This is a genomic window from Nocardia sp. NPDC049737 (assembly GCF_040674755.1).
In the GTDB taxonomy this organism is placed as follows: domain Bacteria; phylum Actinomycetota; class Actinomycetes; order Mycobacteriales; family Mycobacteriaceae; genus Nocardia.
This window is the reverse complement of the sequence record NZ_JBFANH010000006.1, coordinates 81,764-106,613: the sequence shown is the minus strand read 5'-3', so window position 1 is coordinate 106,613 and position 24,850 is coordinate 81,764. Positions and strand designations below refer to the sequence as shown.

Sequence of the window (24,850 nt, the reverse complement as noted above, 5' to 3'; positions counted from 1 at the left end):
AGTGCGGGAACCGCGGGTTCACCATCGACAAGTGCCGCCCGATCTACACCTCGTTTCGCATCTGGGCGGTGATGATGCGCTGGTAACCCGAACCGAAGATCCTTGGCAACAAATCGATTACGCGGGCATCGGCGCCGATGAGGATCTTGGCCTTATCCTTTCGGATCCCGCGCAGGATGGTCTTCGCCGCGGATTCGGGTGTCGTCTTGGCCAGTCTGTCGAAGTTGGCGGCCAAGGCGTCGCGGTCGCGGTCGCCGCCCGTGCGGGCCTTCCAGGCGATTTCGGTTTTGATCATGCCGGGATGGACACTGCTGACCCCGACCGGGTGGCCCGCTATCTTCATCTCCTGACGCAGCGCGTCGGTGAAGCCACGGATGCCGAATTTGGTCGCATTGTATGCGGCTTGGCTCGGGCAGGCGGCTAGGCCGAACATGCTGGAGACGTTGGCTATATGACCGTCGCCCGAGGCGATCACCTGTGGCAGAAAAGCTTTCGTGCCGTACATGACGCCCCAGAAGTTGATATCGACGATCCACTCGAAGTCTTCCCAGGTCAGCTCCTCGATATTCGCGGTGAGGGAGACGCCCGCATTGTTGACCACGAGATTGGCCGGGCCGAAGTCGGATCGGACCTCATCGGCGTGGGCGTAGACGGCGCCGCGATCGGTGACGTCCAGTTTGTAGGCCCGTGCCTTGGCACCCGCTTTCTCGCACAACGCGGCGGTTTCGGTGACATTGGCAAGGTTTCGGCCGGACAATGCCAGCCGCGCGCCGTGGCCGGCGAGTTCGAGCGCGAGCGCGCGGCCGATGCCCGCGCCCGCGCCGGTAATGACGACGACCTTGTCCTCAAAGTTCTTCACAGCAGCTGTCCTTGGTCATTTGGTGGTGTAGCCGCCGTCGGCGACGAATTCGGAGCCCGTACAGAAACTTGCCTCATCGGAGATGAGGAACAGCACAAGATTGGCCAGCTCACCCGGTGCCGCGGCGCGGGGCAGGGGCTGGTCATGCACCATCGAGTGCGAGCGATCGGAGTCGGCGGTCATTTCGGTGGCCACCACGCCGGGATGTACCGAGTTGACCCGGATGCCGTCGGCGCCGAACTCCTGGGCGGCGGCCTTGGTCATCCCACGCACGGCCCATTTGGAGGCGACGTAGCCGAGGATATTGCTGAATGCGATGATGCCGCCGATCGAGGAGATATTGACGATCGAGCCACCGCCCGCCCGGCGCATCGACGGCACAACGGCTTTCATGCCGAGAAACACCCCGACCTGGTTCACATCGATCACCCGGCGGTAATCCGCCTCGGCGAGCCGCTCGATCGGGTCGACGTGCACGATGCCCGCATTGTTGACCAGTCCGGAGACGGGGCCGAAGGTGTGCTCCGTCTCGGCAATCAATGCGGCCCAGGCAGATTCGTCGGTGACGTCGAGGGGACAGAACATGGCCTGATCGCCGAGTTCGGAGGCCACCGCCTTGCCCTCGTCGGCGAGCACATCCGCAACGATCACCGATGCGCCCTCGCTGACCAGCCGACGGGCGAATGCCGCGCCCATACCGCGCGCACCACCGGTCACGATGATCGTCTTGCCGCTTACCCTGTCCACGTCATGCTCCCGCTCGGATTTCGAGATCGGCGATGTGATTTGCCGCGATATAGCCGAACACCATGGCGGGCCCGATTGTCGCGCCCGCGCCCGCGTAACTGTTGCCCATCACGGCGGCCGAATTATTGCCCGCCGCATACAGTCCGGCGATGGGCGCGCCGTCTTCGCGCAGCACCCGGGAATGTTCGTCGGTGGCCAGGCCGCCCTTGGTGCCGAGATCGCCGGGCACCATCTCAACCGCGTAGAACGGCCCTTTATCGATTGGTGCCAGACAGGGATTCGGTTGCACAGTGGGGTCGCCGTAATAGCGGTCGTAAGCGGATTCACCGCGATGGAAGTCATCGTCTCGCCCGGCACGTGCGAAACCGTTGAACCGCTGCACCGTGGCGATCAAGGAATCGGCCGGAACTCCGATCTTGGTGGCGAGTTCGGCGAGGGTATCGGCTTTCTTGATGATCCCGGCATCGAAATACTTCTGCGGGATGGCCTGTTTCGGGAAGGTGCCGAGGAACAGGTATCGATCGCGGAAGCGCTGATCCATGATGAAGTGCGCTGGCACGTGCCCCACACCGGTAGCGTGTCGCTGGTACATGGTGTGCACCACATCGACATAGCTGGCCGATTCATTGGTGAACCGCTCGCCCGCATCGTTGACCATGATCGCGCCGGGCTGGGATCGCTCGGCCAGGCAGAAGAACGGCGGCCCGTCCGGATTGCGCACCGACGGTCCCCACCAGGCATCGTCCATCAGATCCAGTGCGGCGCCGAGCTTTTCACCGGCCCGGATGCCGTCACCGACGTTCTCGGTCGCGCCGACGGTCCAATCGGTACTGACCGGCGCGGTGAAGAACTGTTTACGCATCTCCAGGTTGTGCTCGAAACCGCCAGCGGCGAGCACCACACCGCGCCGCGCACGGATGACGATCGGTGCACCATCGCGCTCGGCGCGCACTCCGACCACCGCATCGTCGGTGGTAATCAGCTCGGTGAGCGGCGTGTTCAGCCAGACCGGCACGCCCGCGTCGCGCAGCGCCAACCACAGCCGGGCCACCAGCGCCTTGCCGAGGCTCAGCGGCTGCCGTCCCCGGATCCGGTTCAGCACCGCCTTGGCCCCGACCTTCATCGCGGTGCGCTTACCCTTCCAGGTCCGCGCGATCATATTCAGATCGTGGAAATCGCTGACGGTGAATGCGATTCCCTTCGGCCCGGACATGGTCGGCCGGTTGATCAGCTCCAGATCCTCGCCGAGCAGGCGGCCATCGATAATCGCCGGTTCGATGCTGCGGCCCTGCGCGAGGCCACCGGGCAGTTCCGGGTGGTAGTCGGAATAGCCGCGGTCGTAGACGAATTGTAGATGGTTGGTGCGTGCGCCGAGATAGGTCATCATGCGCGGGCCGTTGTCGAGGAATGCGTCCTGTTTGGCCTGCGGAACACGATCGCCGACAACGGATTTCAGATAGACCCGGGCGAGATCCGGACTGTCGGGCACGCCCTCGCGGACCAGCACCGGATTGTTCGGAATCCATACACCACCGCCGGAACGCGCGGTGGAACCGCCGAAGCTGCCACTCTTCTCGATCAGCACCACCGAAAGCCCGCGATAGGCGGCGGTGAGTGCGGCGGTCATCCCCGCCGCACCCGAGCCGACGACCACCACGTCGTAGGTGTATTCCTCGGACATCTGGCTCCCTTTCCCTAGTAACCGGCGCCGGTGAGCATGCCGCCGTCGATGACGACCTCGGTTCCGGTGCAATAACTCGCGGCATCCGAGGCCAGGAAGACGGCCGCCTCAGAGACCTCACCGGGCTGTCCCCAGCGCGGAATCGGCAATCCGGCGAAGAAGGTATTGCCGTCGACGCCCGAACCCGCCGCCGCCGTCATCGGCGTAGCGATACCACCGGGATGGATGGAGTTGACCCGGATTCCGATCGCACCGAGCTCGCGCGCGGCCGATTTGGTCAGTCCGCGAATGGCGAATTTGCTTGCGCTGTAGGCCGATAGGCCTGCGGCACCGACGAATCCCTCCACCGAGGAGATATTCACTATCGCGCCACCGCCGGTCATCGCGGGCGCGGCGGATTTGATGCCGAGCCAGGTGCCGGTGACGTTCACCGTCATGATCGTGGTGAAATCGGCCAGGCTCATCTCGGCGATGCGCTGGAACCGCAGCAGGCCGGCATTGTTGACGAGCACATCGAGCCTGCCGAACTCCTGCACCGCGGTCCGCACCGCGGCTGCCCAGTCCGCCTCGCTGGTCACATCGTGGTGCAGATAGCGTGCACCGGTTTCGGCGGCCAACTGTTCGCCCTGTTCGTCGAGGACATCGCCGAATACCACCCGCGCACCCTCGGCAATGAAGCGGCGGACATGTTCGGCGCCCATCCCGCGCGCGGCGCCGGTGATCAGCGCGACCTTGTCATCGAGTCGACCCACGTCAGGTCCGTCCTTTCTCCGGCGTTGGTTCGAACGCCGTGTGCGATCTCGACGCTATGGGCGCGCGGACGGCGCGAACCGGAATAGTCCCATCCACCGAGACATGCACCTGACCTCAACAAGAGCATCGGAAATATTTCTACTAGGCATATCGAATTGGGGATGGACAGCCGGCGGAGCCGGTGGGGTGGGAAGAACAGATGGAGGCAATGCATGAAGTTCTCGATGATCTTCGAGGCGCAAATGACCGACCCGTCGGCCGATCACGAAAGGCAGGTATTGCGTGACTGTGTCGAGCAGGCGGTACTGGCCGAGGAGATGGGATTCGACACTGTCTGGGCGGTCGAACATCACGGCTTGAAGTGGTACGCGCACATGAGCGCCCCGGAGATCTTCCTGACCTGGGTGGCCGCGCGGACCGAGCGGATCCGCATCGGCCACGGTGTGGTGTGCATGCCGTTCAACTTCAATCACCCGGTGCGCGCGGCCGAACGCGCGGCCATGCTCGATGTGCTCTCCAACGGGCGGGTGAATCTCGGTGCGGGGCGCGGGGCCACCCCGCAGGAAACCTCGATGTGCGGTGTCGATCCCGACCGCACCTATCAGGAGGTCGAGGAGTCGCTGCGCATTATCGGCAAGGCCTGGCAGGATCCGGAGGGCGAATTCGAATGGCACGGTGAGCTGCTCGATATCGATCCGCATCCGATGCTGCCGCGTCCGGTGCAGCTGCCGCATCCGCCGCTGTTCATGGCGTGCACCAAGAAGGACACGCTGAAACTGGCCGCCGACTACGGAATCGGCGCGTTGGTACTGGGTTTCGCAGGTGTCGAGGAGATCGCCGAACTGCGCCGCACCTATGACGCGGCGATTGCCGAGCGGACAGGGGAGAAGTTCGTCTCCACGGTCGTCAACGATCACTTCGCGGCCCTGTGCCCGACGATCGTGCTCGACGACCGGGAGAAGGCGCAGCAGATCGGCGCGCGTGGGCAGCGGTTCTTCGCGCAGTCCATCAAGCACTGGTACGGCGCGGGTCCGGTGCCGGACGAGGCCATCGATCCGACGGTGGACGAGGTGGCCAAGATTCGTGAGGCCGCCGATGAGCATGTGGCGTATCTGCACGAGGCGAAGATTCCGGTGAAGGCCGGGGCCACTTCGGTTTTCAATGCCGAGCACGCGTACGGCAGCCCCGAGGACGCCATCGCGTATGTCGAGCGGCTGCAGGCGGCCGGTGCCGACGAGATCCTGTGCCTGATCCAGATGGGAACGGTGCCGCAGCAGGCATGTCTGGAGACCATTCGGCACTGGGGCGAGAAGGTCATTCCGCACTTCAGGGCAGCGGAGCGTGCTGAGACAACCGAATTCGTAGGAGCTTGAGATGATCGACCTCACTGGCAAAGTCGCCCTCATCACCGGCGCCGCACGTGGCCAAGGCGAGCAGGAAGCGCGCCTGTTCGCCGCCGCTGGCGCACGTGTCGTCCTCACCGATGTGCTGGAACCCGAGGGCAAAGCAGTTGCCGAATCCATCGGTGATTGCGCCCGTTTCGTCACTCACGATGTCAGCAGCGCCACCGACTGGGCCGTCGCCGTCGAGACCGCGATCGTCGAATTCGGCGGCATCGATGTGCTGGTGAACAATGCGGCGATCTACACCGCCAAACCGCTTATCGAAACCTCCGCCGCCGAACTCGAACGCATTCTGCGTATCAACCTGATCGGCTCGTTCCTCGGCATCCAGGCCGTCGTGGATCCGATGCGGGCGGCGGGCGGCTCGATCGTGAATATCTCCTCGCAGGCCGGATTGCAGGGGCTGATGGGACATTCCGCTTATGGTGCGTCCAAATGGGCGCTGCGCGGGTTGACGAAGACGGCCGCACTCGAGTTGGGACCGCTCGGAATCCGGGTCAACTCGGTGCATCCGGGTCCGATCGCGACACCGATGATCGGGCATCTCGGGCTGAGCACCGGTGCCGGCAGCTTTCCCTCGCTACCCCTCGGTCGCGTCGGATTGCCCTCGGAGGTAGCGGATTTGGTGGTATTCCTCGCTTCCGATTCCGCGGCGTTCATCACCGGTGCGGAATTGGCCATCGACGGCGGATTGTCGGCGGGACAGTTCATTCCCCCGGACGCGCTGCCGCCGGTCGAAGCCGTGGGCGAGGGATAGGCATGCCGCTGAAGCCCGAAGCGCAGGTGATCGTCGATCTCGCCGCGGCGGCGTTTCCCGCGCTGGGCACTGAAGTGCTCGATGCCGTCGAGGCGCGTCGGATACTTGCCGCGCGTCCGGCGGCCCAGGTCGATCCGATTCCGGTAGGGCGGGTCGAGGAGCGCCTGGTACCGGGACCTGTTGGAGCGCAGCAGGTTCGGGTCCGTATGTATTGGCCCGCTGCGCCCGGTGCCGACCTGCCGGTCGTGCTGTTCTGCCATGGCGGCGGTTTCGTGATCTGTGGTCTGGACAGCCACGATCAGCTGTGTCGTGCGATGAGCAATAGTGTCAGTGCGATCGTGGTATCGGTCGACTACCGGCAGGCTCCCGAAAATAGGTTCCCGGCCGCCGCCGAAGATGCGTTCATCGTCCTGAAATGGATTGCGACCCAAGCGGCTTCGTTCGGCGGCGATCCCGCTCGCATCGCGGTGGCCGGTGACAGTTCCGGTGGCAACCTCGCCGCCGTGACAGCACTGATGGCTCGGGATCACAATGGCCCGGCCATCGCCCATCAATTGCTCATCTACCCGATGCTCGATCCGGCCCGTGACACCGCCTCCTATCGGGAGAATGCCAGCGGTTACTTCGTCACCGACGACCATTTGCGCTGGTATTGGGAGCAATACCTCGCCTCGGACGCCGATGCCGAGAACCCGTACGCCGCACCGCCGCGTGCGACGGACCTGTCCGGCCTCCCGACCGCCTACATCATCACCGCCGAATTCGATCCACTCCGCGATGAGGGCGAGGCCTACGGGCGGCGGCTGCGGGATGCGGGAGTCGAGACCGTCACGATCCGTTACGACGGGCAATTCCACGGTTTCTTCAGCATGGCCGACAACCTGTCTGATGCGAAAGATGCCGCCGACCAAGCCTTTTCGGCTGTGCGCCGAGCATTGGAGAAGCCATGACCGTCGAACGTATCGGCACCATATTCCCTGCCGAGAATCTCGCCGCCGCAATAGATCTACTCACCGCGGTACTCGGCACGACCGCAACATTCGTCGACGGTGATCGATGGGCGCAATTCGATATCGGCCCGACCCGGGTCATGCTCGCCGGTGCCGATGAACGCGATATCCCGTCGCTCGCCGTCAAAGTCGGGGACCTGGACGCGACCCTCGCGCGCCTGCGCGCCGCTGGATTTCCGGCCGACGATCCGGTGACCGGTCGGCACGAACGGCGTACCTCGGTCCGCCCGTCCCGCGAATCCCCGTGGGCGATCGTCGTGTACGAGCCCTCTGTCGGATAACTGCCCCGTGTGGCTCGGATAACATCGCGCGCCGACTTCCATACGCTACCGTATGGGCAGTGTTCCATACGGTAGCGAATGGAGGTTGGGGCATGGTGCGAAATGTCCACCAGCGGGAATACCCGGTGCCTACGGATCAGCTCGGCGCATTGCTCGCCAGGGCCGCCGAGCCGGACAGTCCGGTGTGGCCGCCCGGCTGGCCCGCGCTGGTCCTCGACCGGCCACTCGGGGTGGGTGCCGACGGTGGACACGGAGTCATCCGGTATCGCTGTACCGAGTGGATACCGGGCCGCCGCATCGAGTTCACCCTCGCGCCCGGATCCTTCCTGGTCGGCACGCACAGCCTCGACGTGTTGGACGGCCGGTGGCCGGACAGCAGCATCCTGCGCCACGAGATCGACTGCCGCCTGCGCGGTATCGGCTACCTGCTGTGGCCCCTGGCCATCCGCTGGATCCACGACGCGATGATCGAGGCACTACTCGACCGAACCGCGGTCTCCCTCGGCCACCCGCCCGTCACCCCGGCCCGCCCGTCCCCATGGGTCAATTTCCTGCGCTGGATCATGAAGCGCCGCCCATCGGCACGGACCGCCACACCCGCATAGCCCGGATAAAGCAGCGGCGTAAGCGATCACTCGTCCGTTACAGTCGCGGATAACCGGACCAGGCCTCATCTTCGGCAGGAAAGTGGGGCGGCAGGAGGCTTACATGGCGTTATCGGCGCAGGATCGGTTCGAGATCGGTGATCTGATCGCGCTGCACGGTCATCTGATGGATGCGGGTGAGCTCGATCGGATGGATGAGCTGTTCACCGCTGAAATCATCTACGACCTCAGTGATTTCGGGGCCGGTGAGCTACGCGGAATTCCGGCGCTGCAGGAGGCCGCGGTCGCCCTCGGCAATGGAAATCCGGTCGGGCATCACATTACGAACGTGGTCATCGCCGAGGTGGGCGGTGCGGTTCGGGTGCGGTCGAAGGGGATCGGGATCTATGCCGATGGGACCAGCGGAAGCATCGAATACGACGATACGGTCGTGCGCGGAGCAACCGGCTGGCGCATCTCGTATCGCCGGTTGATCGCGCACAAGGTGCCGCTGGGTGGTCGGGCGACCAGGTCGACTTAGGGCGACAAACCGACCGCTTTTCTACTTTTCTCGGCTACATGTTTGTTAGCCGTATACGGACGGTCGTGCGTTGATATGGTCGCGCAATGTCGGACATGCGGGACGCTCATCTAGCAGCCGAGCCTCCCGCCGACCGCCACGCCGTGCGGCCCCGGGGCGGTCCGGACCGGGCAGGGCCGGGCAAGATCGAGGTCGACGACGAGGAGAAGCCCGCGCGGATATTGCGCGGATGGGCCGAGTGGGTGCTGGCGACGGTCGCGTTCGCGGTCGCGTTGCTGGTGCTGTGGCAGGTCTTTCGGCCGCTGGCGCAGGGGAGCCAGTACTACCTGGTGATCTTCCTCGCCGGGACATTGCCGGTGGTGTTCCTGGCCTATCGGTCCGGGCTGCGATGGTTCGATCGATGGAATGGTCCTGGTCGGCTCGACTGGTTGCTGGCGGTGGTCGCGCTGATGGTGTGCCTGTATCCGGTGCTGCCGATGGCGATCGGGTCCGGCGGGGGCGGATACAACGCATTCCTGGATCGGCAGGGTCTATTCGATCCGGTCGACACCGCCATGGGCACGGTGCTGTTGGTCTTGGTGCTCGAGGCCTGTCGGCGCACCACTGGCTGGATGTTGCCCGCGGTGTGCATGGCGTTCCTCGCCTACGGCTACTACGGCGGGTACCTGCCACAGCAATGGACCATCGCGCATGCCGGACTCGACTTCGGACAGATCATCGATGCGCTCTACAACTCCGGTAGCGGGTTCTACGGCACGCCACTGGATGTCGCGGCCAGCTACATCGTGCTGTTCACCCTCTACGGCGCCGTACTCGAATTCTCCGGTGCGGCACAGTTCTTCGTCGATCTGTCGGTCGCGGCATTCCGGCGCTCGCGCGGCGCGGCCGGACGCACCACCGTGGCATCGGGATTCCTGCTGGGCACCGTCTCCGGATCGGGCACCGCGACCGCGGTGACGGTCGGCGCGGTCACCTGGCCGATCCTGCGTCGCGCCGGATATCCGCCCGAACAGGCGGCCGGTGTGCTTGCCGCGGCAGGTGTCGGTGCGATCCTGTCACCGCCGACGCTCGGTGTCGCCGCCTTCATCGTCGCCGAATATCTCGATGTCTCCTATGTGACGGTGCTCGGGTGGGCAATGATCCCGACGCTGCTGTACTACTTGGGAATTCTGCTCGCGGTGGAGATCGATGCGCGCCGGCTCGGTGCCGAGTCGGTGGAGATGAGCACCACCTCGGTGTGGCGGCTGCTGGCCCGATTCGGTTACCACTTCCTGTCTTTGATCGCGATCGTGGTGCTGCTGCTGATCGGCCTGAGTGCCGCGCGCGCCGTGGTGTACGCCACCGCACTGGCTTTCGTGCTCGCCTTCGTCGATTCGCGCATTCGCGCCGAGGCTCGATCACCGCGACGGATCTTCCAAATGATCGGCAGCGGTGTGCGTTCGGCGCTGCCGGTGGTCGCGGTGTGCACATCGGCGGGGGTGATCACCGCCATCGCCACCAAAACGGGCCTCGGCGCGCAGCTGGCATCACTGCTGGTGAGTGCGGGAAAGGCATTGTCGGACAACCACACCGTGGTGTTGGCGTGCACCGTGGTGCTCGCCGCGCTCGCACTCGCGCTGCTCGGGCTCGCGGTTCCGGTGACCGCGTCGTTCATCATCGGCTGGGCGATCATCGGTCCCGCCCTGCTCGCGCTCGATGTATCCCCGCCCGCCTCAGCGATGTTCGTCTTCTACTACTCGGTGCTGTCGGAGGTGACGCCACCGACGGCGCTGGCCGCGGTGGGCGCGGCGGCCATCACCGGTGCGCGCGCGGTGCCGACCATGTGGCAGGCATTGAAGTACGCGCTGCCCGCCTTCCTGGTACCGATCGTGTTCGTGCTCAGCGGCCCCGGCGAGTATCTGCTCGGGCACGGGCCCGTGCTCGGTGTGCTGTGGACGACGATCGTGGCCGGGGTCGGCGTCGCGGCGCTAGCCGCCGCGACCGGCGGCTGGATCCTCGGCATCGGCCCGGCCGGACTCCCGGCCCGGCTGCTCGCCGCGGTGGCCGGACTGGCGCTGCTGTACCTGGAACCCGGCGCGCTCGTCGTTGGTCTGGCCGCGCTGACCGCGGCCGTCGGGGTAACGCTGCTCTCACGAAGGAGGACGACTTGAGAAGAGTTGCCATAGGACTCGCCGTCGCCATGGTGTCGGCCGGATTGCTGACCGGATGTGGGGGCCGCCGCGACACACCGCAGTCCGACACCGGCGGGGAGGTCACCTGCGAGGTCGACAGCGACACCCGCGTCGGCATCGCGACGGGCAATTCGACCGGCGTGTACTTCGCCCTCGGCAATGCCTACGCCGACCAGATTTCGCAGGCCACCGGCGGCAAGGTGAAGGCGACCGCGGCCGAAACCGGTGCGTCGGTGCAGAATATCCAGCAATTGGTGGCAGGCACCTATCAGGTCGCATTCTCCCTCGCCGATACCGCCGCCGACGCGGTGCTCGGCAATGCTGGCTTCGACGGGAAAAAGCAACCGGTGCAGGCACTTTCGCGGCTGTACCCGAATTACACCCAGGTGATCGTGCGCACCGGCGCCGATATCGAATCGGTCGCGGATCTGCGCGGTAAGCGGGTCTCCACCGGCTCGCCGAAGTCCGGCACCGAGGTAATCGCCCAGCGGATACTGCAGGCCGCGGGCTTGAACCCGGACAACGATATCGAGGCCCAGCGCTTGGATCTCACCAAGACGGTGGACGGTATGAAGGACGGCTCCATCGACGCCATGTTCTTCTCCGGCGGCCTGCCGACACCCGGTATCACCGATCTATTGACCTCCGCCAACGGCAAGGTGCGTTTCCTCGATATCCCCGAACTCACCGGCAGTATGCACGCGGTGAATTCGGTCTACGAGGAGGGCACGATCCCGGCCACCGTCTACGGGCTGTCCGCCGATGTGAAGACCATTGTCGTGCCGAATCTGTTGCTGGTGCGCGATGATCTGGACGCGAATCTGGCGTGCGTCCTGACCAGGACGCTGTTCGATCGCAAACCCCAACTGGAGCAGGCCAATTCGGCTGCGAAAGGGATCAGCCGCGATTCCGCGACGATTACGGCTCCGGTGCCCTTGCATCGCGGTGCGGCGTACGCCTTGACGAAATAGCTCATGATGCCAATGCTTCCGTTAACGACCGCGCGATATCGACTGTGGCGGATATGAATTCGTCGCGCTCGGATTTGGTGGTCGATGCCCGCAGCGGCCCCGATTGGACTTCATACGCTGCCGTACCTTTCGCATCGAAAACCGGTGCGGCGAGGTAACTCAGCGGGAGTTCGGCATCGGAGTCGAGTTCGGCCTTGGTGAATGGCCGCGAGGTGAGAAATGCGAGGCGGCGTAGGGCCCGCGTGCGCAGGTGCGGTTGTACGAGTTCGGTCCCCATCGCACTCAGTAGGTCGGCGAGGAGTTCGACTGTGCCCGCATCGTCGGTGCGTGGACGGAACAGCGCAACGCCACGATCGCGCACGAGGGTGAGCAGTCCGCTGGCGATGCGGCGGTCGGAGTCGGGTGCGGTGGCCAGCCAGGTGTTCTGCTCGGTCGCCGAACGCCACGGCATAACGCTTGCCCCGGCCGGAAACTGCATCGGGATGCGATGGCCGACGGGGATGCCTGGGACGACGCGTTCGGGCCCGTGGCGCACCTCGAGCACCGTGAGGTGATCGGGCTCTATGCGACTCAATGTCGCGCCGTAGCCGGTTCGGGCGGTGAGTTCGGCGAGGATATCGCCGAGTGCGTGCGGCAGGGCGGGGCCGTGCAGATTCGCCAGTCTCGGACCGAGCCTGTATCCGCGGCTCGAGTCGCGTCGAACCCAGCCCGCCGAATCCAGTTCGGCCAAAATCGCTGTTGCGGTCGCGCGGGCGATATCGAGCCGGTCCGCGATGCCCGCGACGCTGATCGGCTCCGGTGTCGCGGCGAGCAGCGACACGATATCGATGACCCGGCGGGTCGGCGGGGAGGGGGACCGGTCGGACATTTGCAACCCCTTGTGCGGTTCAACAGGACAGCTCTACGATGACGAATATTACGACAAGTAGCCGTCGAATATTCGACAATTGGAGCGCGCATGATCCTGGACAGATTCCGAATCGACGGACAGGTCGCCGTCGTCACCGGCGCGGGGCGCGGCCTCGGAGCGGCGATCGCGGTGGCCTTCGCGGAGGCGGGCGCGGACGTCGTCATCGCATCCCGCACCAAGAGTCAGCTGGATGAGGTCGCCGAGCAGGTGGGGGCGGTGGGTCGCCAGGCCCACGTGGTGCCCGCCGATCTCAGCGATATCGAGGCGACCGCCGGGCTGGCCGCTGCGGCAGTCGAACGCTTCGGGCGGCTCGATATCGTGGTCAACAATGTCGGCGGTGCGCTGCCGTGCCCGCTGCTCGATACCACGCCGGACGCGCTGGTGGAGGCGTTCAACTTCAACGTCACCAATGCGCACGCGCTGGTCCGGTCGGCGGTGCCGAAGATACTCGAAACCGCCGGTGGCGGTTCGATCCTCAATATCACCTCGACCATGGGGCGGCTGCCCGGCCGCGCCTTCGTCGCCTACGGAACGGCGAAAGCGGCGCTGGCGCACTACACCCGGTTGGCGGCGATGGATCTGAATCCGCGCATTCGGGTGAATGCCATTGCGCCAGGGTCGATTCTGACTTCGGCGTTGGAGATCGTGGCGGGCAATGACGCGATGCGCACCGAGCTGGAGGCCAAGACGCCGCTGCATCGCATCGGTGAGCCCGAGGACATTGCCGCCGCCGCACTGTATTTGGTGTCGCCCGCCGGAAAGTACGTCACGGGCAAGGTACTCGAACCCGACGGTGGTCTGATCGCCCCCAATCTCGACCTCCCTCTTCCGGATCTGTCATGAGCTACCGCGTAGTCCAATGGGGCACCGGGAATGTCGGCGCACATGCGCTGGCGGGTGTCATCGCGAATCCGGATCTCGAGCTGGTCGGGGTGTGGGTGTCGGGTCCGAAGAAGGACGGGCTCGATGCGGGAACCATTGCCGGATTGGAGCATTCGGTCGGTGTGACCGCGACGACGGATGCCGAGGCGATCCTGGCCGCGAAACCCGACTGTGTCGTCTACTGCTCGATGACCGACAATCGCCTGCTGGAGGCTGTCGAGGATCTGCGCAGACTGCTGAGCGCGGGCATCAATGTGGTGGCGTGCGCGCCGGTGTTCTTCCAGTACCCGTACGGCGTGCTGCCAGACGAACTGCTGAAGCCGATCCAAGAGGCCGCGGCACAAGGGAATTCGTCGCTGTGGGTCAATGGCATCGATCCCGGTTTCGCCAATGATCTGCTGCCGCTCGCGCTCGCGGGCACCTGCCTGCGCATCGATCAACTGCGGTGTCTGGAGATCGTCGACTACGCCAGCTACGACAACCGCGAGGTCATGTTCGACATCATGGGGTTCGGCAAACCGCTGGACGAGATCCCGATGCTGTTGCAGCCCGGGGTGCTATCGCTCGCGTGGGGCGGCACCGTGCGCCAGCTGGCGGCGGGAATCGGTGTCACCCTCGACGCCGTCACCCAGACCTACGAGCGCATCCCCGCCCCCGAATCCTTCGACATCGCCACCGGCCACATTGCCGAAGGTACCGCTGCCGCACTGCGTTTCGAGGTCCGCGGCATGGTCGGCGACCAGCCCGTGACGGTTCTCGAGCATGTCACGCGGTTACGCCCCGACTTATGCCCGGACTGGCCACAACCCGCACACCACGAGGGCTCCTACCGCGTCGAGATCACCGGCGAGCCGAGTTACGCGATGGACCTGGTCACCTCGAGTCGCAATGGCGACCACAACCACGCCACCCTCCTGGCGACCGCCATGCGCATCGTCAATGCCGTCCCGGCCGTGGTGCAGGCCCCAGCGGGCATCCTCACCGCCCTCGATCTCCCACTCATCACCGCACCCGCCACTCGCCCGGCGTAGTTCCTCGGGGATTCGCACCCGAGGTGGGGCACCTTCGGGTGCGAATCCCCGAGGGCTGGTTGTTACCGGGCTGCCTGGGCGTGTTACTGAGCGAGGGCGGAGAGGGCGCGGTCGACGTCGGCGGCGCTGTTGTACAGGTGGAACGAGAAGCGGAGGCCGCCGCCACGCGCGGAGGTGAGTACGCCTGCCTCTTCCAGACGCGCTGCCGCATCGCCCGCACCCGATACGGCGACAATCGCCGAGTCGGCGGGCACGGACTGAAAACCCAACTCCGCCAAACCGGTTCGGAATTGTGCGGCGAGTTCGCGATTGTGCGCGCCGATCTTGTCGACGGTCAGCTCTTCGATCAACGACAGCGCTGATAGTGCGACAATGACGCCGAGCCAGTCCGGTGTCGAATCGAAACGCCGGGCGGTGATCGGCAGCGCGATCGGCTCGTACAGCTCGGCCCAGCGGTCGGCCGCCGCGTACCAGCCGGGACTGATCGGGCGCAGCTGCGCGGCCGCTTCCGGCGGTGCGGCGAAGAAGGCCACGCTGCGCGCGCCGATCAGCCACTTGAATGTCGCGCATACCCAGTAGTCGGCATCGACGAAACGCAGTGGCACCCAACCGGCGGCCTGGGTGGCATCGGCGAGCAGTCGGGCATTATGCGAAAGAGTTGCCGCGCGCAGCATCGGCAGATCGACGGCTCGACCGTCCTTCGACTGGACAACGCTGACCGCTACCAACGCTGTCTCGGGCCGGACCTCGTCGGCGATACGCTCCAACGGCACGAACCGGACATTCAGATCGCCACGGTGTACGAATGGCATGGAGACAGAGGAGAATTCGCCTTCCGCGAGCAATACCTCTTCTCCCGGCGGCAGCGCGGCGACCACCGGCGCGATCAACGCGGCCACGGTACCGCCCAGCGCGATATCGTCGGCCGAGGCACCCGGGAGTAGTCGCGCGAATCCGGCCCGCAATTCGGGTACCAGATAGTCCCGCGTCGTCGGTGCCGCACGGCCGGCCGCCCAGAGCGTGTTGAACTCCTGCAATGCCGCCAACGTTCGCGCGGCCGGCAACCCGTGGGAAGCGGTGTTCAGGTAGGCGGTCTCGATCGTGAATTCGGCGGGCGCAAGGGAAGACATGCTCCCACCCTCCGCCGCCGCTGTGGCTCGAGTCGAGTGCCACCGGGAAGATAGTGGCCTCAAATCCGCCGCGCTCTGCTATTTCTGTGTCGCCCACATGTTGGTCAGCAGCTGGTAGCTGGGGGTGTCGGCGAGGGCCTGCATCGATTCGTAGATGCGCTGGTAACTGGTCGAGGTGATGCGCCAGTGGCCGTCCGGATCGAGTCGGTAGGTGTCGGAGTAATAGCCCGCACCGCGGATGAGGATGCCGTATTCGGTGGCGATCACGGTGTCCTCGAAAGCCCATGAGCCCGTTGCGGTATCGCCGTCCACGGTGATCTCCGGATGGTTCGCGATATGGGTCGTGACCACGGAGGGGCCGAGGTTCTCGCGCATGAATGCGGTGACAGCGTCGCGGCCGTCGAGGGTGAGCGGTTCACCGAGGGCGTGGGTGCCGTAGCGACCGGCGACGTCGACGGCGAGGGTATCCCCGAAGTCGTCCCATTGTTTGAGATCGAGGGTCCGGAAATAGCGGTACTTGAGCTGGCGGACGGCTTCGATGGCGGCGAGATCCATCCGTTCAGCTTGGCATTTACCGAGCCCTCAGACAAGAACCTGTTCTACTTTGCTCGGGCTTCGGCGGCATGATTCGCCAACGCGTCGAGTACGGCGATCCGGCTGGCGGGTACCTCGATATCCATCGCAATCGCATCAGGGGCCGCGGCGACGAAGCTGAAGTCGAAGAATCCGCAACAGGAGCTCTCGCGGGCGGCGAGGTCGCGAGCTGTGTCTTCGTGGGCTGCGGCCAGTTCCAGCCGTAGGCGGGTCGGCGCGATGCGTTCGATTCGACGCAGTGCGGCCGCGAAGAGATCGGTGAATTCGGCCACGCGCAACGGCTGCTCGGTCGTGGGCAATGTGCACGCATCGGGCACCCAGAGCAGGTTCTCGCTCATTCCGGCCACCTTCGTAAGTCTGTTGGCATATATCGAAAGGGTAGTCCCGGGTGCGTCCAAAGTCCCGGGTGTTCGTCGCCGACGCATCGGGTACTCGATCGACTGGACACGGCTTTCGACCGCCGTCCTCGCACTGGAAGTCCCCGACCAGGAGTCCGCAATGACCGAAGGTCCAGTTACGCACCCGCCCCTCCACGAACCGTCCCTCGATCAACAGTTCGCACTGAGGGCCGCCGCGCGCCGCCTGGAACGCGAATTCGAAAGCACCCGCGACGAAGCCATCGAACGATGGCTGTACTCCGCTTATGACTACCTCGCGGACCACGCCACCATCGACAACTTCCTGCCCCTACTCGCCGAGCGCTACACCCGTGAACTGCTCCGCGCCTCGACCGAGGAACACGCGGACTAGTCGCATTGCGCCGCCGCTCGCCGCAAGACCTGTTCGGCGTCGGTGCTGATACGCCGCACCAGATCAGCGGCGGATTCGAGACTGTCGATGAGGTCGACATTCTCACCCGCCCAGATCGGCGCACAGTCGAGATCGGCCTGCTCGGCAGCCGCCCGATAGCGTTGCCGGGCAAGGGGATCAGCCGCGAGTTCGGCCTCCCGTCCGGCCCATTCGTCGAGGAAACGGTTGCGCAGTGTGCGTGCGGTGTATTCGGCGGGCCACGGGGATTCGCGGGCGATATCGATAATGCGATTGCGTTCGGTATCGCCGCCACGTGCGGCGATGATGGCCTTGGCCTCTTCGGCCGAGAGCAGGGATTCGTGTGTCGCCTCGAAGCGAGTGCCGATCAGCGCGCCCGCCGCACCGAGTACGAGTGCGGCCGCGAGTCCGTGTCCATCGGCTATCCCACCTGCGGCCAGCACCGGCGTACCCGCTGCCAGATCAACGACCGCGGGTACGAAGGGCAGCGTCGCACGCCCACCGCCGTGCCCGCCCGCCTCCGCACCCTGGGCGATCAGCACATCGGCCCCGGCCTCCAGGGCACGCGCTGCCTCGTCGGTGGTGGTGACCTGGACCAGCAGCGGAATCCCGGATTCCCGGACCACGGCGGCAAACGGAGTGGGATCGCCGAACGACAGCAGGATCGCATGCGGTCGGCGCTGCACCGTCCTGCGCACTGTATCGATATCGATGGCCCAGCTCAACAAGCCGATGCCCCAAGGCTTTTCGGTGCGAGCGGTAAGCAACGCACATTCCTGATCCAGCAGCTTCTCATCCCCGCCGCCGCCACCGATGAGGCCGAGTCCACCGGCCTCGGAGACCGCTGCGGCCAGTTCGCCGCCCGCGACGCCACCCATCGGTGCGAGGACTACGGGATGCTCGATGTCGAGCAGGTCGGTGAACTCGGTGCGCAATGCCATCGCCAAACCCCTTCCGTCGTTATCGACGATAGTCAGGGGTTTCAGGCCGCGAGTCGTCGCATGTGCTTGTCAGTCTCGATTCCAGTCGTGACCCCAATAGCTATCGGCGGTCATTTCCTCCGCGGTATAGGTGTTCTCGTCGACCAGCACGCCCTCAGTGCCGAATTCGAGATCCCAGCCACCGGGGGTGCGGACATAGAAGGAGATCATCTTGTCGTTGGTATGGCGGCCCAGCGTCGAGGACAGGTGATAACCGGCCTTGTTCACCCGATCGAGTGCGCGGCCGACATCGTCGAGACTGTCGACCTCGACCATGACGTGCACCAGCCCCGAGCCCGCCTTACCGCCGGAGGGGATCAGCGCCAGGCTGTGGTGGCGCTGATTCACGCCGAGGAAGCGGATGCGCACCGGACCGTATTCGGGCGGTGCGGGGAGCCGGAACGCACCGCGCGGCAGGAATCCGAGCACGTCGGTATAGAAATGGAAGGCCCCGTCGAGATCGGGGACCGGCAGCACCGCGTGGCCGAGGCCGAGTCCCGTAGTGACGAAACGGTTTCCGTATTCGCCGACGACCGGGCTATGGTCCAGGACCGGGCCGTGGAAGATTTCGACGCTGGTGCCCGCGGGATCGCGGAAGGTGAATGCCGCCTCTACGCTGCGGGCATCTGCCTCCGTCACGGTTAGCGCGGTGACCTCGATTCCGGCCTTCTCCACAGCTTCGCGTGCCGCGGCGAGCGCGCGATGGTCGCGGACCTCCCAGCCGATGGCGAGCACCTGATCGGTGTCGCCGGGCACCAGGACCAATCGTGCGACGTGCTCATCCATGCGCAGATAGATGGCGTCCGGATCCGGACCCGCGCCCTCGGCGAAACCGATCACATCGAAAGCGAAGGTGCGCCAGGCGCCCGGATCGCTGACCGCCACCCGCACATAACCGAGCGAGCTGATGATTGCCATATTCTCCTCATTCATAGGTGACCCGGACCGCATCAGTGACCGGCACCGCCTGGCAGGCCAGTACATAACCGTCGGCCAGGTCTTCGCGTGCCAGAACTTCGTTACTCAGCAACTTCACTTCACCCTCGACGACACGACAGACACAGGCGCTGCAGGCGCCTTCGCGACAGGAGTACGGAGCTGCCATCCCGCGCGCTAGCAGCACGTCGAGTAGTACGGTATTGCGCGGCCAGGCGAATTCTCTTGTGGCGCCGTCGAGCTCGATTTCGACCAGGGCAGCGTCGTCGGTGTCCTCGACCTCGGTTTCGGCGAAGGGATCACCGCAGATCGAGACGAATTTCTCGACGTGCACCCGGGATATGCCCAGGTTGTCGGCGGCTGTGACGACAGCATCCATGAAAGGCGCGGGGCCGCAGATGAATAGCTCGCGACTGATCCACGGTGTGATCAGGGTGGTCAGTGTGGGCACCGACGGTAAGCCCTGAACAGCCTCCAACCAATGCAGCACAACGAGCCGGTTCGGGTGCTCGGCGGTCAATGACTTCAGTTCACCTGCGAAGATCACCGATTCCTCGTCGCGATTGGCGTAGATCAGCGTGCACCGTCCAGCGCCCTGCGCTAGTACCGATTTCAGGATGGACAGCATCGGCGTTATCCCACTGCCCGCAGCCAGCAGCAGCAGATCGGCGTCGAGTGAATCGGGTGTGAAAATTCCCGCGGGCGGCAAGCTGTCGATCGTCATGCCGGGAACAGCGTTGTCGCACAACCAGTTCGATGCGTATCCGCCCACCGTCCGCTTGACGGTGACCTCGAGTCGGCCCTCATGCGGCGCACTGGACAGTGAGTAGGAGCGCGCCACCGAACCCGTTTGTTCGCTGGGTATCCGCAGTGTCAGAAACTGGCCGGGCCGATAGGGAAATGGTCGCTCCGGTTCGGCGACCAACTCCAGTGCGACCGCATCCCGGGTTTCGGCGGTTACTCGAACAACTCGAAGCGTCACCGCCGCGCTCACAACAAATCCCCATCACGGGTAGTCAACCCGACTTCGCCTGCGGTGACCGCTTTTTCGATACTGTCGCGCAATGCCGCGCACCCGCGCACCGGACCGCCGCCCGTGTGGGTGAACTCGGCACACCCCGCGCGAGCGGCGGAACTCCACTGCACACTGATGTGCGCGGGGCTGAATTTGACCACCGACACCTGATTTCGGCAGGTATGGCAGGTGATGCAATCCATTACAGATCCGTTCAGGCGTCCGCGCGCTGCGCGGCCAGATTCTCGGCGACCTCGGCCTCCCACGCCGTGACCGCACGCGTGGTGTCGACCTCGAATTCGAAACGGTCGGTCATCTTCGACTCCACTTCGGCGATATCGGTGTAGAACTGCTCGTACCAGCGCCGCAGCTGATAGACCGGCCCGTCCTCCTCGCACAGCAGCGGATTATCGATGCGGGTCTTGCGTTCCCAGATCGCCACATCCTGCTCGAAACCGCGCCCGAGACCATCGGCGAAGCGCACCGCCATCGCATCGGCCTCTTCCGGCGACAGGCCGGGCAGCTTCTTCACGATCGCGCCGTACTGCAGCACGAATTTGGTGGGCGAAACCGGGTAGTGGCAGTTGATGAGCACGGATTCGACCGTCTGCCCGCTGGATTCGTTGACGAGGTAATCGATCATGTAGGAGGGGCCGTAGTAGTGCGCCTCCGAATGCAGCGTGTTCTCCGCGCCCGCCTCCTTGGCCAATTCGCCCTGCACATCCGCGCGTCCGATCGAGGTCATGTACTGACTGGCGATATTGCCCTCGAAGACATTTTTGAAGTAGGTCGGAAAGGCGAAGTGCACGTAGAAGAAGTGCGCCATATCCACCACATTGTCGATGACCTCACGGCAGTTCGCGCCCTCGATGGTGATCTGGTTCCAGGTCCAGTCGCTCCACTGGTCACTGAACGCGCCCTCGAGGCGGGGGATGGTGATATCCGCCGGCGGCGGGTTGCCTTCGGGATCGTTCCAGACGAACAGCTGCCGATTCTGCTCCAATGTAATCCACGATTTGGTGCGGGCCAGCGGAGGTACACGACGCGCGTAAGGGATTGCGGCACAACGACCATTGCCGCGCCAGCGCCAATCGTGGAACGGGCAGGCGATGGTATCGCCCTTGATAATGCCGTCGCCGAGGTTGCCGCCCATATGCCGGCAATAGGCATCGAGCACATTGAGCGTGCCGTCCGCGCTCGCGAAGACGACCAGTTCGGTGCCGAAGATTTCGACGGTGTGCGGTTTGCCGTCGCGGAAGCTGTCGGCAAGGCCGACGCAGTGCCAACCACGGGCATACCGGGTGGGCGGGGCGCCGGTGTCGATCACGCGCACCTGATCGTCGGTCATTGTTCCTCCACGTTCGTCGGGCTGTCATTTCGATGGTTCGGCGCGCCGATGAGCGCGCAAAGGTGTTGTCTCACTGGTCGGGAGACTGGGTTGATTGTTCGGTCGCTGCGCTCGCTCATGCAGTGGTGAGGCGCTCGAATCCGGAGCGATAGAACAGCAGCGGATCGGCATCGCGGCCCGCGCCGAGTGCGGTGACATGGCCGATGACGATGGTGTGATCGCCGCCGTCGAGCTCCCCGCCGAGCTCGCAATCGATCCATGCGATGGATCCGTCGAGCAGCGGTGAACCGTTGGGGGAGCGGCTCCAGTCGAGACCGTCGAATTTGTCGGGACCGCTGCGTCCGAGCTGTCTGCACACCTGCTCCTGATCGGCGGCGAGCACATTCACGCAGAACTTGTTCGCCGCGCGGATCCGCGGCCACGTGGTGGAGGTCCGCGCCGGGAACAGCGCTACCGCAGGCGGATCCAGCGACAGTGCGGAGAAGGACTGGCAGGCGAACCCGACGGGTTGCGCACCGTCCAGGGCGGTGATCGCGGTGACTCCGGTGGCGAATCGGCCGAGGACGGCCTTGAAGTCGAGCACGACGGCCATGGCGCTCCTAGTTTCTACTAGAAATATTCCGTTTCGCCATGAAGGTAAGCGGCGCGCGCGGTGCGCTGTCAATGACCGGTTCCGGCTACCGAGAAGATCCGTAGCGATCTCCGTAGTTTCCGGGATTCGACGTCGTGCGCCTGACGGCACTGTGATTGGGGACACAAGAAGGTATGCCGAAAACGGACATGCCTAATCGAAATACTTCTAAGCTGTATGGGCTACACAATGGAGGTGCGCCATGACGGTCGAGGTGCTGACCGGTCCGGGATCCGACGAGCTGTTATCGGGTCCGGGGCGTCCGACCGCCCGGCCCGCGCAGCCGCCGGTTTCGATGATCGAGCGAATGACGCTGATCCTAGACGCTTTCGACGGCTCGACGCCGACTCTGACGCTGCTCGGATTGGCCGAGCGAACCGGCCTGCCGCGGTCCACGGTGCACCGCATCCTGGACCAGATGATCCGGCTGCGCTGGTTGGCGCACGCACCCGGCGGCTACCGCCTCGGCCTGCGTCCGCTGGAACTCGGTGGACTCGCCGCCGATCATCATGAGATTCGCGACGCGGTGAGTCCGCTGCTGCACGAGCTGTGTCAGCGGACCGGCATGGTGGGCCACCTCGGCGTGCTCGACGGACGCGAGGTGCTGTACCTGGACAAGGCCGGTGGTCGCTATACCGCCAGCATTCCGACTCGCCTCGGCGGCCGGATGCCCGCGCACAGTACGGCCCTGGGCAAGGCGCTGCTGGCCTCGCTGGAGCCGAGCATTATCGAGACCTCCTACCGAGACCGGTTGCCGCAGTTGACGCCACGCACCATTTGCGACCGGGCGGAGCTGCACCGCGAGTTGACGCGGATCCGGCATCGGCAGGGAATCGCGGTGGACAACGAGGAGTCGGTGACCGGGATCTGCTGCGTCGCGGTGCCGATTCGCGGGCGCGGCGCAGCGGTGGGTGCCCTGTCGCTATCCGGTCAAATCGGCGGGGACCGAACGGCCTTGGATACCGCGCGTTTGGCGCGAGTGCTGGTCGAAGCCGCACACGAGGCGGCCCGCGCCCTCTTCCCCCGTCACGCTCGGTGGCGGTGATTCGAGTCTGCTGCGTGGCGTCGTGGTCGGGGCGAGTCGGGGATTGCCGCGCACGGTTTTGCGCGCCACGCATGAATTGACCGGGCAAATTGGTGCGCGTCGTGTGAAGTTGTGCGCGGGGCCTGCCTGCTTCCGAGAAAGCTCAGTGGGGGATGGAGTCGATGATGGCGCGGGCGCCCTGGCGGAGTAGGTCCGCGCCGACGAAGAAGCCGAGGGCGCTCGGGTCCTCCGGGACGCCCCAGTGTTTGGCGTCCAGCCACTGGCTGCCGTCGAGGTTGAAGACCTTGCCGTGCAACGTGAGTCGACCGGTGGGGTCGGTCGTCGCGTGTCCGGCGATCGGGGAGTTGCAGTGGCCTTGCAGTGCGTGCAGCATTGCGCGTTCGGCGTCCGCATGACGATGGGTGGCCGGATCGTCCAGGCGCGCACCGAGATCGAGCAGTTGGGTGTCGTCGGCGCGGCACTGCAGTGCGATCACGCCAGCCCCGATCGGCGGGCACATGGTGTCCAGGTCGAGGGTTTCGGTGATCCGGTGCGCCTGGTCGACGCGGTGCAGACCGGACACGGCCGCGATCAGCACATCGATATGGCCCTCTTCGAGGCGCGCCAATCGGGTGTTGACGTTGCCGCGCAACGGTTTCACCGCAAGATGCGGATAGTGCAGCCGCAGCTGTGCGGTCCGGCGCACCGAGCTTGTGCCGACGACCGTGCCCTCGGGGAGTTCGGCGAGCGGTGCGCCGGTACGGGTGATCACCGCATCGTGCACATCCTCGCGCGGCAGATAACCGGCGAACGCGAGTCCTTCCGGCACCGGAATATCACCGGGAATGTCCTTGAGGCAGTGCACCGCCAGGTCGGCCTCGTCATCGAGCAGTGCCCGATCGATCTCCTTGACGAAGGCGCCCTTACCACCGAGCTTGGACAGATCGCCCATCCAACGATCGCCTGCCGTGGTTACCTTGACCAGCTCGCTCTCGACGCCGAGCCCGGCCAGCAGTCCGGCGACCTGTTCGGCCTGAGCCAAGGCCATCGGGCTGGATCGGGTGCCGATCCGAATAATGCGCGTGCGCGACATGCGGCGAGACTACTCCCGGCGCCCGCGCCCCGATAACCGGGGCGTGTCCTACTGAGCGGGACTTTGCACCCGAAATATGCCTAAGCGGTATAGTCCCATCGTGACCGAAGCGAAGTCTGCGGCGAGCGCCGAAGTCCCCGACCTGCCGACTACGAGTTGGGCCGTGCTCGGCATGCTCTCGCACGCCGATGAACTCTCCGGCTATGACCTGAAGAAATGGGCCGACTGGAGCCTGCAATTCTTCTATTGGAGTCCATCGTTCAGCCAGATCTACGCCGAGCTGAAACGCCTCGAGAAGCACGGTTACGCGACCTCGCGCACCGTGCTGCAGGACGACGGCGTGCGCGGTAAGCGCATGTACGCCATCACCGAGAGTGGTCGCGCGGCCGCGGCGCAGTGGGTGAACCACGCACCCGTGGAGGCGCCGATACTCAAACACAGCGTCATGCTGCGGGTCTGGCTGGGCCATCTCGCCGAACCGGACCGGTTGCGCGAAATTCTCTCCGAGCACATCGGATACGCGGAGCGGATGCGCAAACTGGCCGAGGTCGATGCCGAGGGCGCCGACGAGAACCCGAATTGGGCCTATCCGGGCGCGGTATTGCGCTGGTGCATACGGCATTACGAGGCCGAACGCGATTTCGCCGAGGAACTGCTCGCCGACGTGGACAGACTCGCGACCAAGACCGCTGCGAAGAAGTCCGCGAAGGGTAAAGGACGTCGCGCTTCCTAGTCCCGCTCACTGAGCGG

The 24,850-nt window shown here is 65.0% G+C and carries 27 protein-coding genes; 13 read left to right on the top strand and 14 right to left on the bottom strand.

Annotation, left to right across the window (positions count from 1 at the left end; translation table 11 throughout):
- Positions 1 to 43: 43 nt before the first annotated feature.
- The 4 genes from AB0J47_RS10840 to AB0J47_RS10825 are packed head-to-tail and all read right to left on the bottom strand — an operon-like array spanning position 44 to position 4,039.
- Complete coding sequence (locus AB0J47_RS10840) at positions 44 to 859, bottom strand: SDR family NAD(P)-dependent oxidoreductase (protein WP_364343407.1); 816 nt, start codon at positions 857 to 859, stop codon at positions 44 to 46.
- 15 nt (positions 860 to 874) lie between these two features.
- The gene (locus tag AB0J47_RS10835; RefSeq protein WP_364343404.1) at positions 875 to 1,606 is read right to left on the bottom strand and encodes a glucose 1-dehydrogenase; all 732 of its coding nucleotides are present in this window, start codon (positions 1,604 to 1,606) and stop codon (positions 875 to 877) included.
- Between the two features lies 1 nt (position 1,607).
- A complete protein-coding gene (gene kstD / locus AB0J47_RS10830) occupies positions 1,608 to 3,287 on the bottom strand; it encodes a 3-oxosteroid 1-dehydrogenase (protein ID WP_364343401.1) in 1,680 nt (559 codons plus the stop codon).
- 14 nt (positions 3,288 to 3,301) lie between these two features.
- A complete protein-coding gene (locus tag AB0J47_RS10825) occupies positions 3,302 to 4,039 on the bottom strand; it encodes a glucose 1-dehydrogenase (protein WP_364343398.1) in 738 nt (245 codons plus the stop codon).
- A 213-nt stretch (positions 4,040 to 4,252) separates the two neighbouring features.
- On the opposite strand from AB0J47_RS10825, the gene AB0J47_RS10820 reads away from it, so the two are divergent.
- From AB0J47_RS10820 to AB0J47_RS10785, 8 genes are all read left to right on the top strand, one after another.
- On the top strand, positions 4,253 to 5,413 hold the full coding sequence (locus tag AB0J47_RS10820) for an LLM class flavin-dependent oxidoreductase (RefSeq protein WP_364343395.1): 1,161 nt from the start codon (positions 4,253 to 4,255) through the stop codon (positions 5,411 to 5,413).
- Position 5,414: 1 nt separating this feature from the next.
- Positions 5,415 to 6,200: a glucose 1-dehydrogenase gene (locus tag AB0J47_RS10815; RefSeq protein ID WP_364343392.1), complete on the top strand. Its 786-nt coding sequence runs from the start codon at positions 5,415 to 5,417 to the stop codon at positions 6,198 to 6,200.
- 2 nt (positions 6,201 to 6,202) lie between these two features.
- Positions 6,203 to 7,150 carry an alpha/beta hydrolase gene (locus AB0J47_RS10810; protein ID WP_364343389.1) on the top strand — a complete coding sequence of 316 codons (948 nt, stop codon included), beginning with the start codon at positions 6,203 to 6,205 and terminating at the stop codon, positions 7,148 to 7,150.
- Complete coding sequence (locus AB0J47_RS10805; RefSeq protein WP_364343386.1) at positions 7,147 to 7,491, top strand: VOC family protein; 345 nt, start codon at positions 7,147 to 7,149, stop codon at positions 7,489 to 7,491. Before AB0J47_RS10810 ends, AB0J47_RS10805 begins: the two co-directional genes overlap by 4 nt.
- Before the next feature lie 92 nt (positions 7,492 to 7,583).
- Positions 7,584 to 8,096, top strand: coding sequence for a hypothetical protein (locus tag AB0J47_RS10800; RefSeq protein ID WP_364343383.1), 513 nt, complete (start codon positions 7,584 to 7,586; stop codon positions 8,094 to 8,096).
- A 103-nt stretch (positions 8,097 to 8,199) separates the two neighbouring features.
- Positions 8,200 to 8,616, top strand: coding sequence for a nuclear transport factor 2 family protein (locus AB0J47_RS10795; RefSeq protein WP_364343380.1), 417 nt, complete (start codon positions 8,200 to 8,202; stop codon positions 8,614 to 8,616).
- 86 nt (positions 8,617 to 8,702) lie between these two features.
- Positions 8,703 to 10,766: a TRAP transporter fused permease subunit gene (locus AB0J47_RS10790; protein ID WP_364343377.1), complete on the top strand. Its 2,064-nt coding sequence runs from the start codon at positions 8,703 to 8,705 to the stop codon at positions 10,764 to 10,766.
- Positions 10,763 to 11,758, top strand: coding sequence for a TAXI family TRAP transporter solute-binding subunit (locus AB0J47_RS10785; RefSeq protein ID WP_364343374.1), 996 nt, complete (start codon positions 10,763 to 10,765; stop codon positions 11,756 to 11,758). Before AB0J47_RS10790 ends, AB0J47_RS10785 begins: the two co-directional genes overlap by 4 nt.
- A gap of 1 nt (position 11,759) precedes the next feature.
- Here AB0J47_RS10785 and AB0J47_RS10780 read toward each other — a convergent pair whose 3' ends face one another.
- Positions 11,760 to 12,626, bottom strand: a complete 867-nt coding sequence (locus AB0J47_RS10780; protein WP_364343371.1) for a helix-turn-helix domain-containing protein — start codon at positions 12,624 to 12,626, stop codon at positions 11,760 to 11,762.
- A 90-nt stretch (positions 12,627 to 12,716) separates the two neighbouring features.
- Here AB0J47_RS10780 and AB0J47_RS10775 point away from each other — a divergent pair, with 90 nt between their 5' ends.
- Together AB0J47_RS10775 and AB0J47_RS10770 are read left to right on the top strand one after the other, a co-directional pair.
- Positions 12,717 to 13,511 (top strand): SDR family oxidoreductase, encoded by a 795-nt coding sequence (locus AB0J47_RS10775; RefSeq protein WP_364343368.1) that lies wholly within the window; start codon positions 12,717 to 12,719, stop codon positions 13,509 to 13,511.
- Entirely contained in the window at positions 13,508 to 14,581 is a 1,074-nt protein-coding gene (locus tag AB0J47_RS10770) for a diacylglycerol kinase (RefSeq protein WP_364343365.1), read from the top strand. Before AB0J47_RS10775 ends, AB0J47_RS10770 begins: the two co-directional genes overlap by 4 nt.
- Before the next feature lie 83 nt (positions 14,582 to 14,664).
- Here AB0J47_RS10770 and AB0J47_RS10765 read toward each other — a convergent pair whose 3' ends face one another.
- The 3 genes from AB0J47_RS10765 to AB0J47_RS10755 all read right to left on the bottom strand — a co-directional run bounded on the left by AB0J47_RS10765 (position 14,665) and on the right by AB0J47_RS10755 (position 16,643).
- Positions 14,665 to 15,711 (bottom strand): aminotransferase class V-fold PLP-dependent enzyme, encoded by a 1,047-nt coding sequence (locus tag AB0J47_RS10765; RefSeq protein WP_364343362.1) that lies wholly within the window; start codon positions 15,709 to 15,711, stop codon positions 14,665 to 14,667.
- Between the two features lie 78 nt (positions 15,712 to 15,789).
- Complete coding sequence (locus AB0J47_RS10760) at positions 15,790 to 16,266, bottom strand: nuclear transport factor 2 family protein (protein WP_364343358.1); 477 nt, start codon at positions 16,264 to 16,266, stop codon at positions 15,790 to 15,792.
- Between the two features lie 44 nt (positions 16,267 to 16,310).
- Positions 16,311 to 16,643, bottom strand: a complete 333-nt coding sequence (locus tag AB0J47_RS10755) for a hypothetical protein (RefSeq protein ID WP_364343355.1) — start codon at positions 16,641 to 16,643, stop codon at positions 16,311 to 16,313.
- Positions 16,644 to 16,803: 160 nt separating this feature from the next.
- On the opposite strand from AB0J47_RS10755, the gene AB0J47_RS10750 reads away from it, so the two are divergent.
- The gene (locus AB0J47_RS10750) at positions 16,804 to 17,055 is read left to right on the top strand and encodes a three-helix bundle dimerization domain-containing protein (protein WP_364343352.1); all 252 of its coding nucleotides are present in this window, start codon (positions 16,804 to 16,806) and stop codon (positions 17,053 to 17,055) included.
- Here AB0J47_RS10750 and AB0J47_RS10745 read toward each other — a convergent pair.
- The 5 genes from AB0J47_RS10745 to AB0J47_RS10725 all read right to left on the bottom strand — a co-directional run bounded on the left by AB0J47_RS10745 (position 17,052) and on the right by AB0J47_RS10725 (position 21,944).
- Positions 17,052 to 18,014 (bottom strand): nitronate monooxygenase, encoded by a 963-nt coding sequence (locus AB0J47_RS10745; RefSeq protein ID WP_364343349.1) that lies wholly within the window; start codon positions 18,012 to 18,014, stop codon positions 17,052 to 17,054. The two genes, AB0J47_RS10750 and AB0J47_RS10745, sit on opposite strands and share 4 nt — an antisense overlap.
- Positions 18,015 to 18,083: 69 nt before the next feature.
- A complete protein-coding gene (locus AB0J47_RS10740) occupies positions 18,084 to 18,971 on the bottom strand; it encodes a VOC family protein (protein WP_364343346.1) in 888 nt (295 codons plus the stop codon).
- Positions 18,972 to 18,978: 7 nt separating this feature from the next.
- Positions 18,979 to 19,983, bottom strand: coding sequence for a ferredoxin--NADP reductase (locus tag AB0J47_RS10735; RefSeq protein ID WP_364343343.1), 1,005 nt, complete (start codon positions 19,981 to 19,983; stop codon positions 18,979 to 18,981).
- A 235-nt stretch (positions 19,984 to 20,218) separates the two neighbouring features.
- Complete coding sequence (locus AB0J47_RS10730) at positions 20,219 to 21,352, bottom strand: Rieske 2Fe-2S domain-containing protein (RefSeq protein WP_364343340.1); 1,134 nt, start codon at positions 21,350 to 21,352, stop codon at positions 20,219 to 20,221.
- Between the two features lie 115 nt (positions 21,353 to 21,467).
- Positions 21,468 to 21,944: a flavin reductase family protein gene (locus AB0J47_RS10725; protein ID WP_364343338.1), complete on the bottom strand. Its 477-nt coding sequence runs from the start codon at positions 21,942 to 21,944 to the stop codon at positions 21,468 to 21,470.
- A gap of 241 nt (positions 21,945 to 22,185) precedes the next feature.
- On the opposite strand from AB0J47_RS10725, the gene AB0J47_RS10720 reads away from it, so the two are divergent.
- Positions 22,186 to 23,028, top strand: a complete 843-nt coding sequence (locus AB0J47_RS10720; RefSeq protein ID WP_364343335.1) for an IclR family transcriptional regulator — start codon at positions 22,186 to 22,188, stop codon at positions 23,026 to 23,028.
- A 142-nt stretch (positions 23,029 to 23,170) separates the two neighbouring features.
- On the opposite strand, the gene hemC is transcribed toward AB0J47_RS10720, so the two are convergent.
- A complete protein-coding gene (gene hemC / locus AB0J47_RS10715) occupies positions 23,171 to 24,100 on the bottom strand; it encodes a hydroxymethylbilane synthase (RefSeq protein WP_364343332.1) in 930 nt (309 codons plus the stop codon).
- 100 nt (positions 24,101 to 24,200) lie between these two features.
- On the opposite strand from hemC, the gene AB0J47_RS10710 reads away from it, so the two are divergent.
- Complete coding sequence (locus AB0J47_RS10710) at positions 24,201 to 24,833, top strand: helix-turn-helix transcriptional regulator (protein WP_364343329.1); 633 nt, start codon at positions 24,201 to 24,203, stop codon at positions 24,831 to 24,833.
- Positions 24,834 to 24,850: the final 17 nt, after the last annotated feature.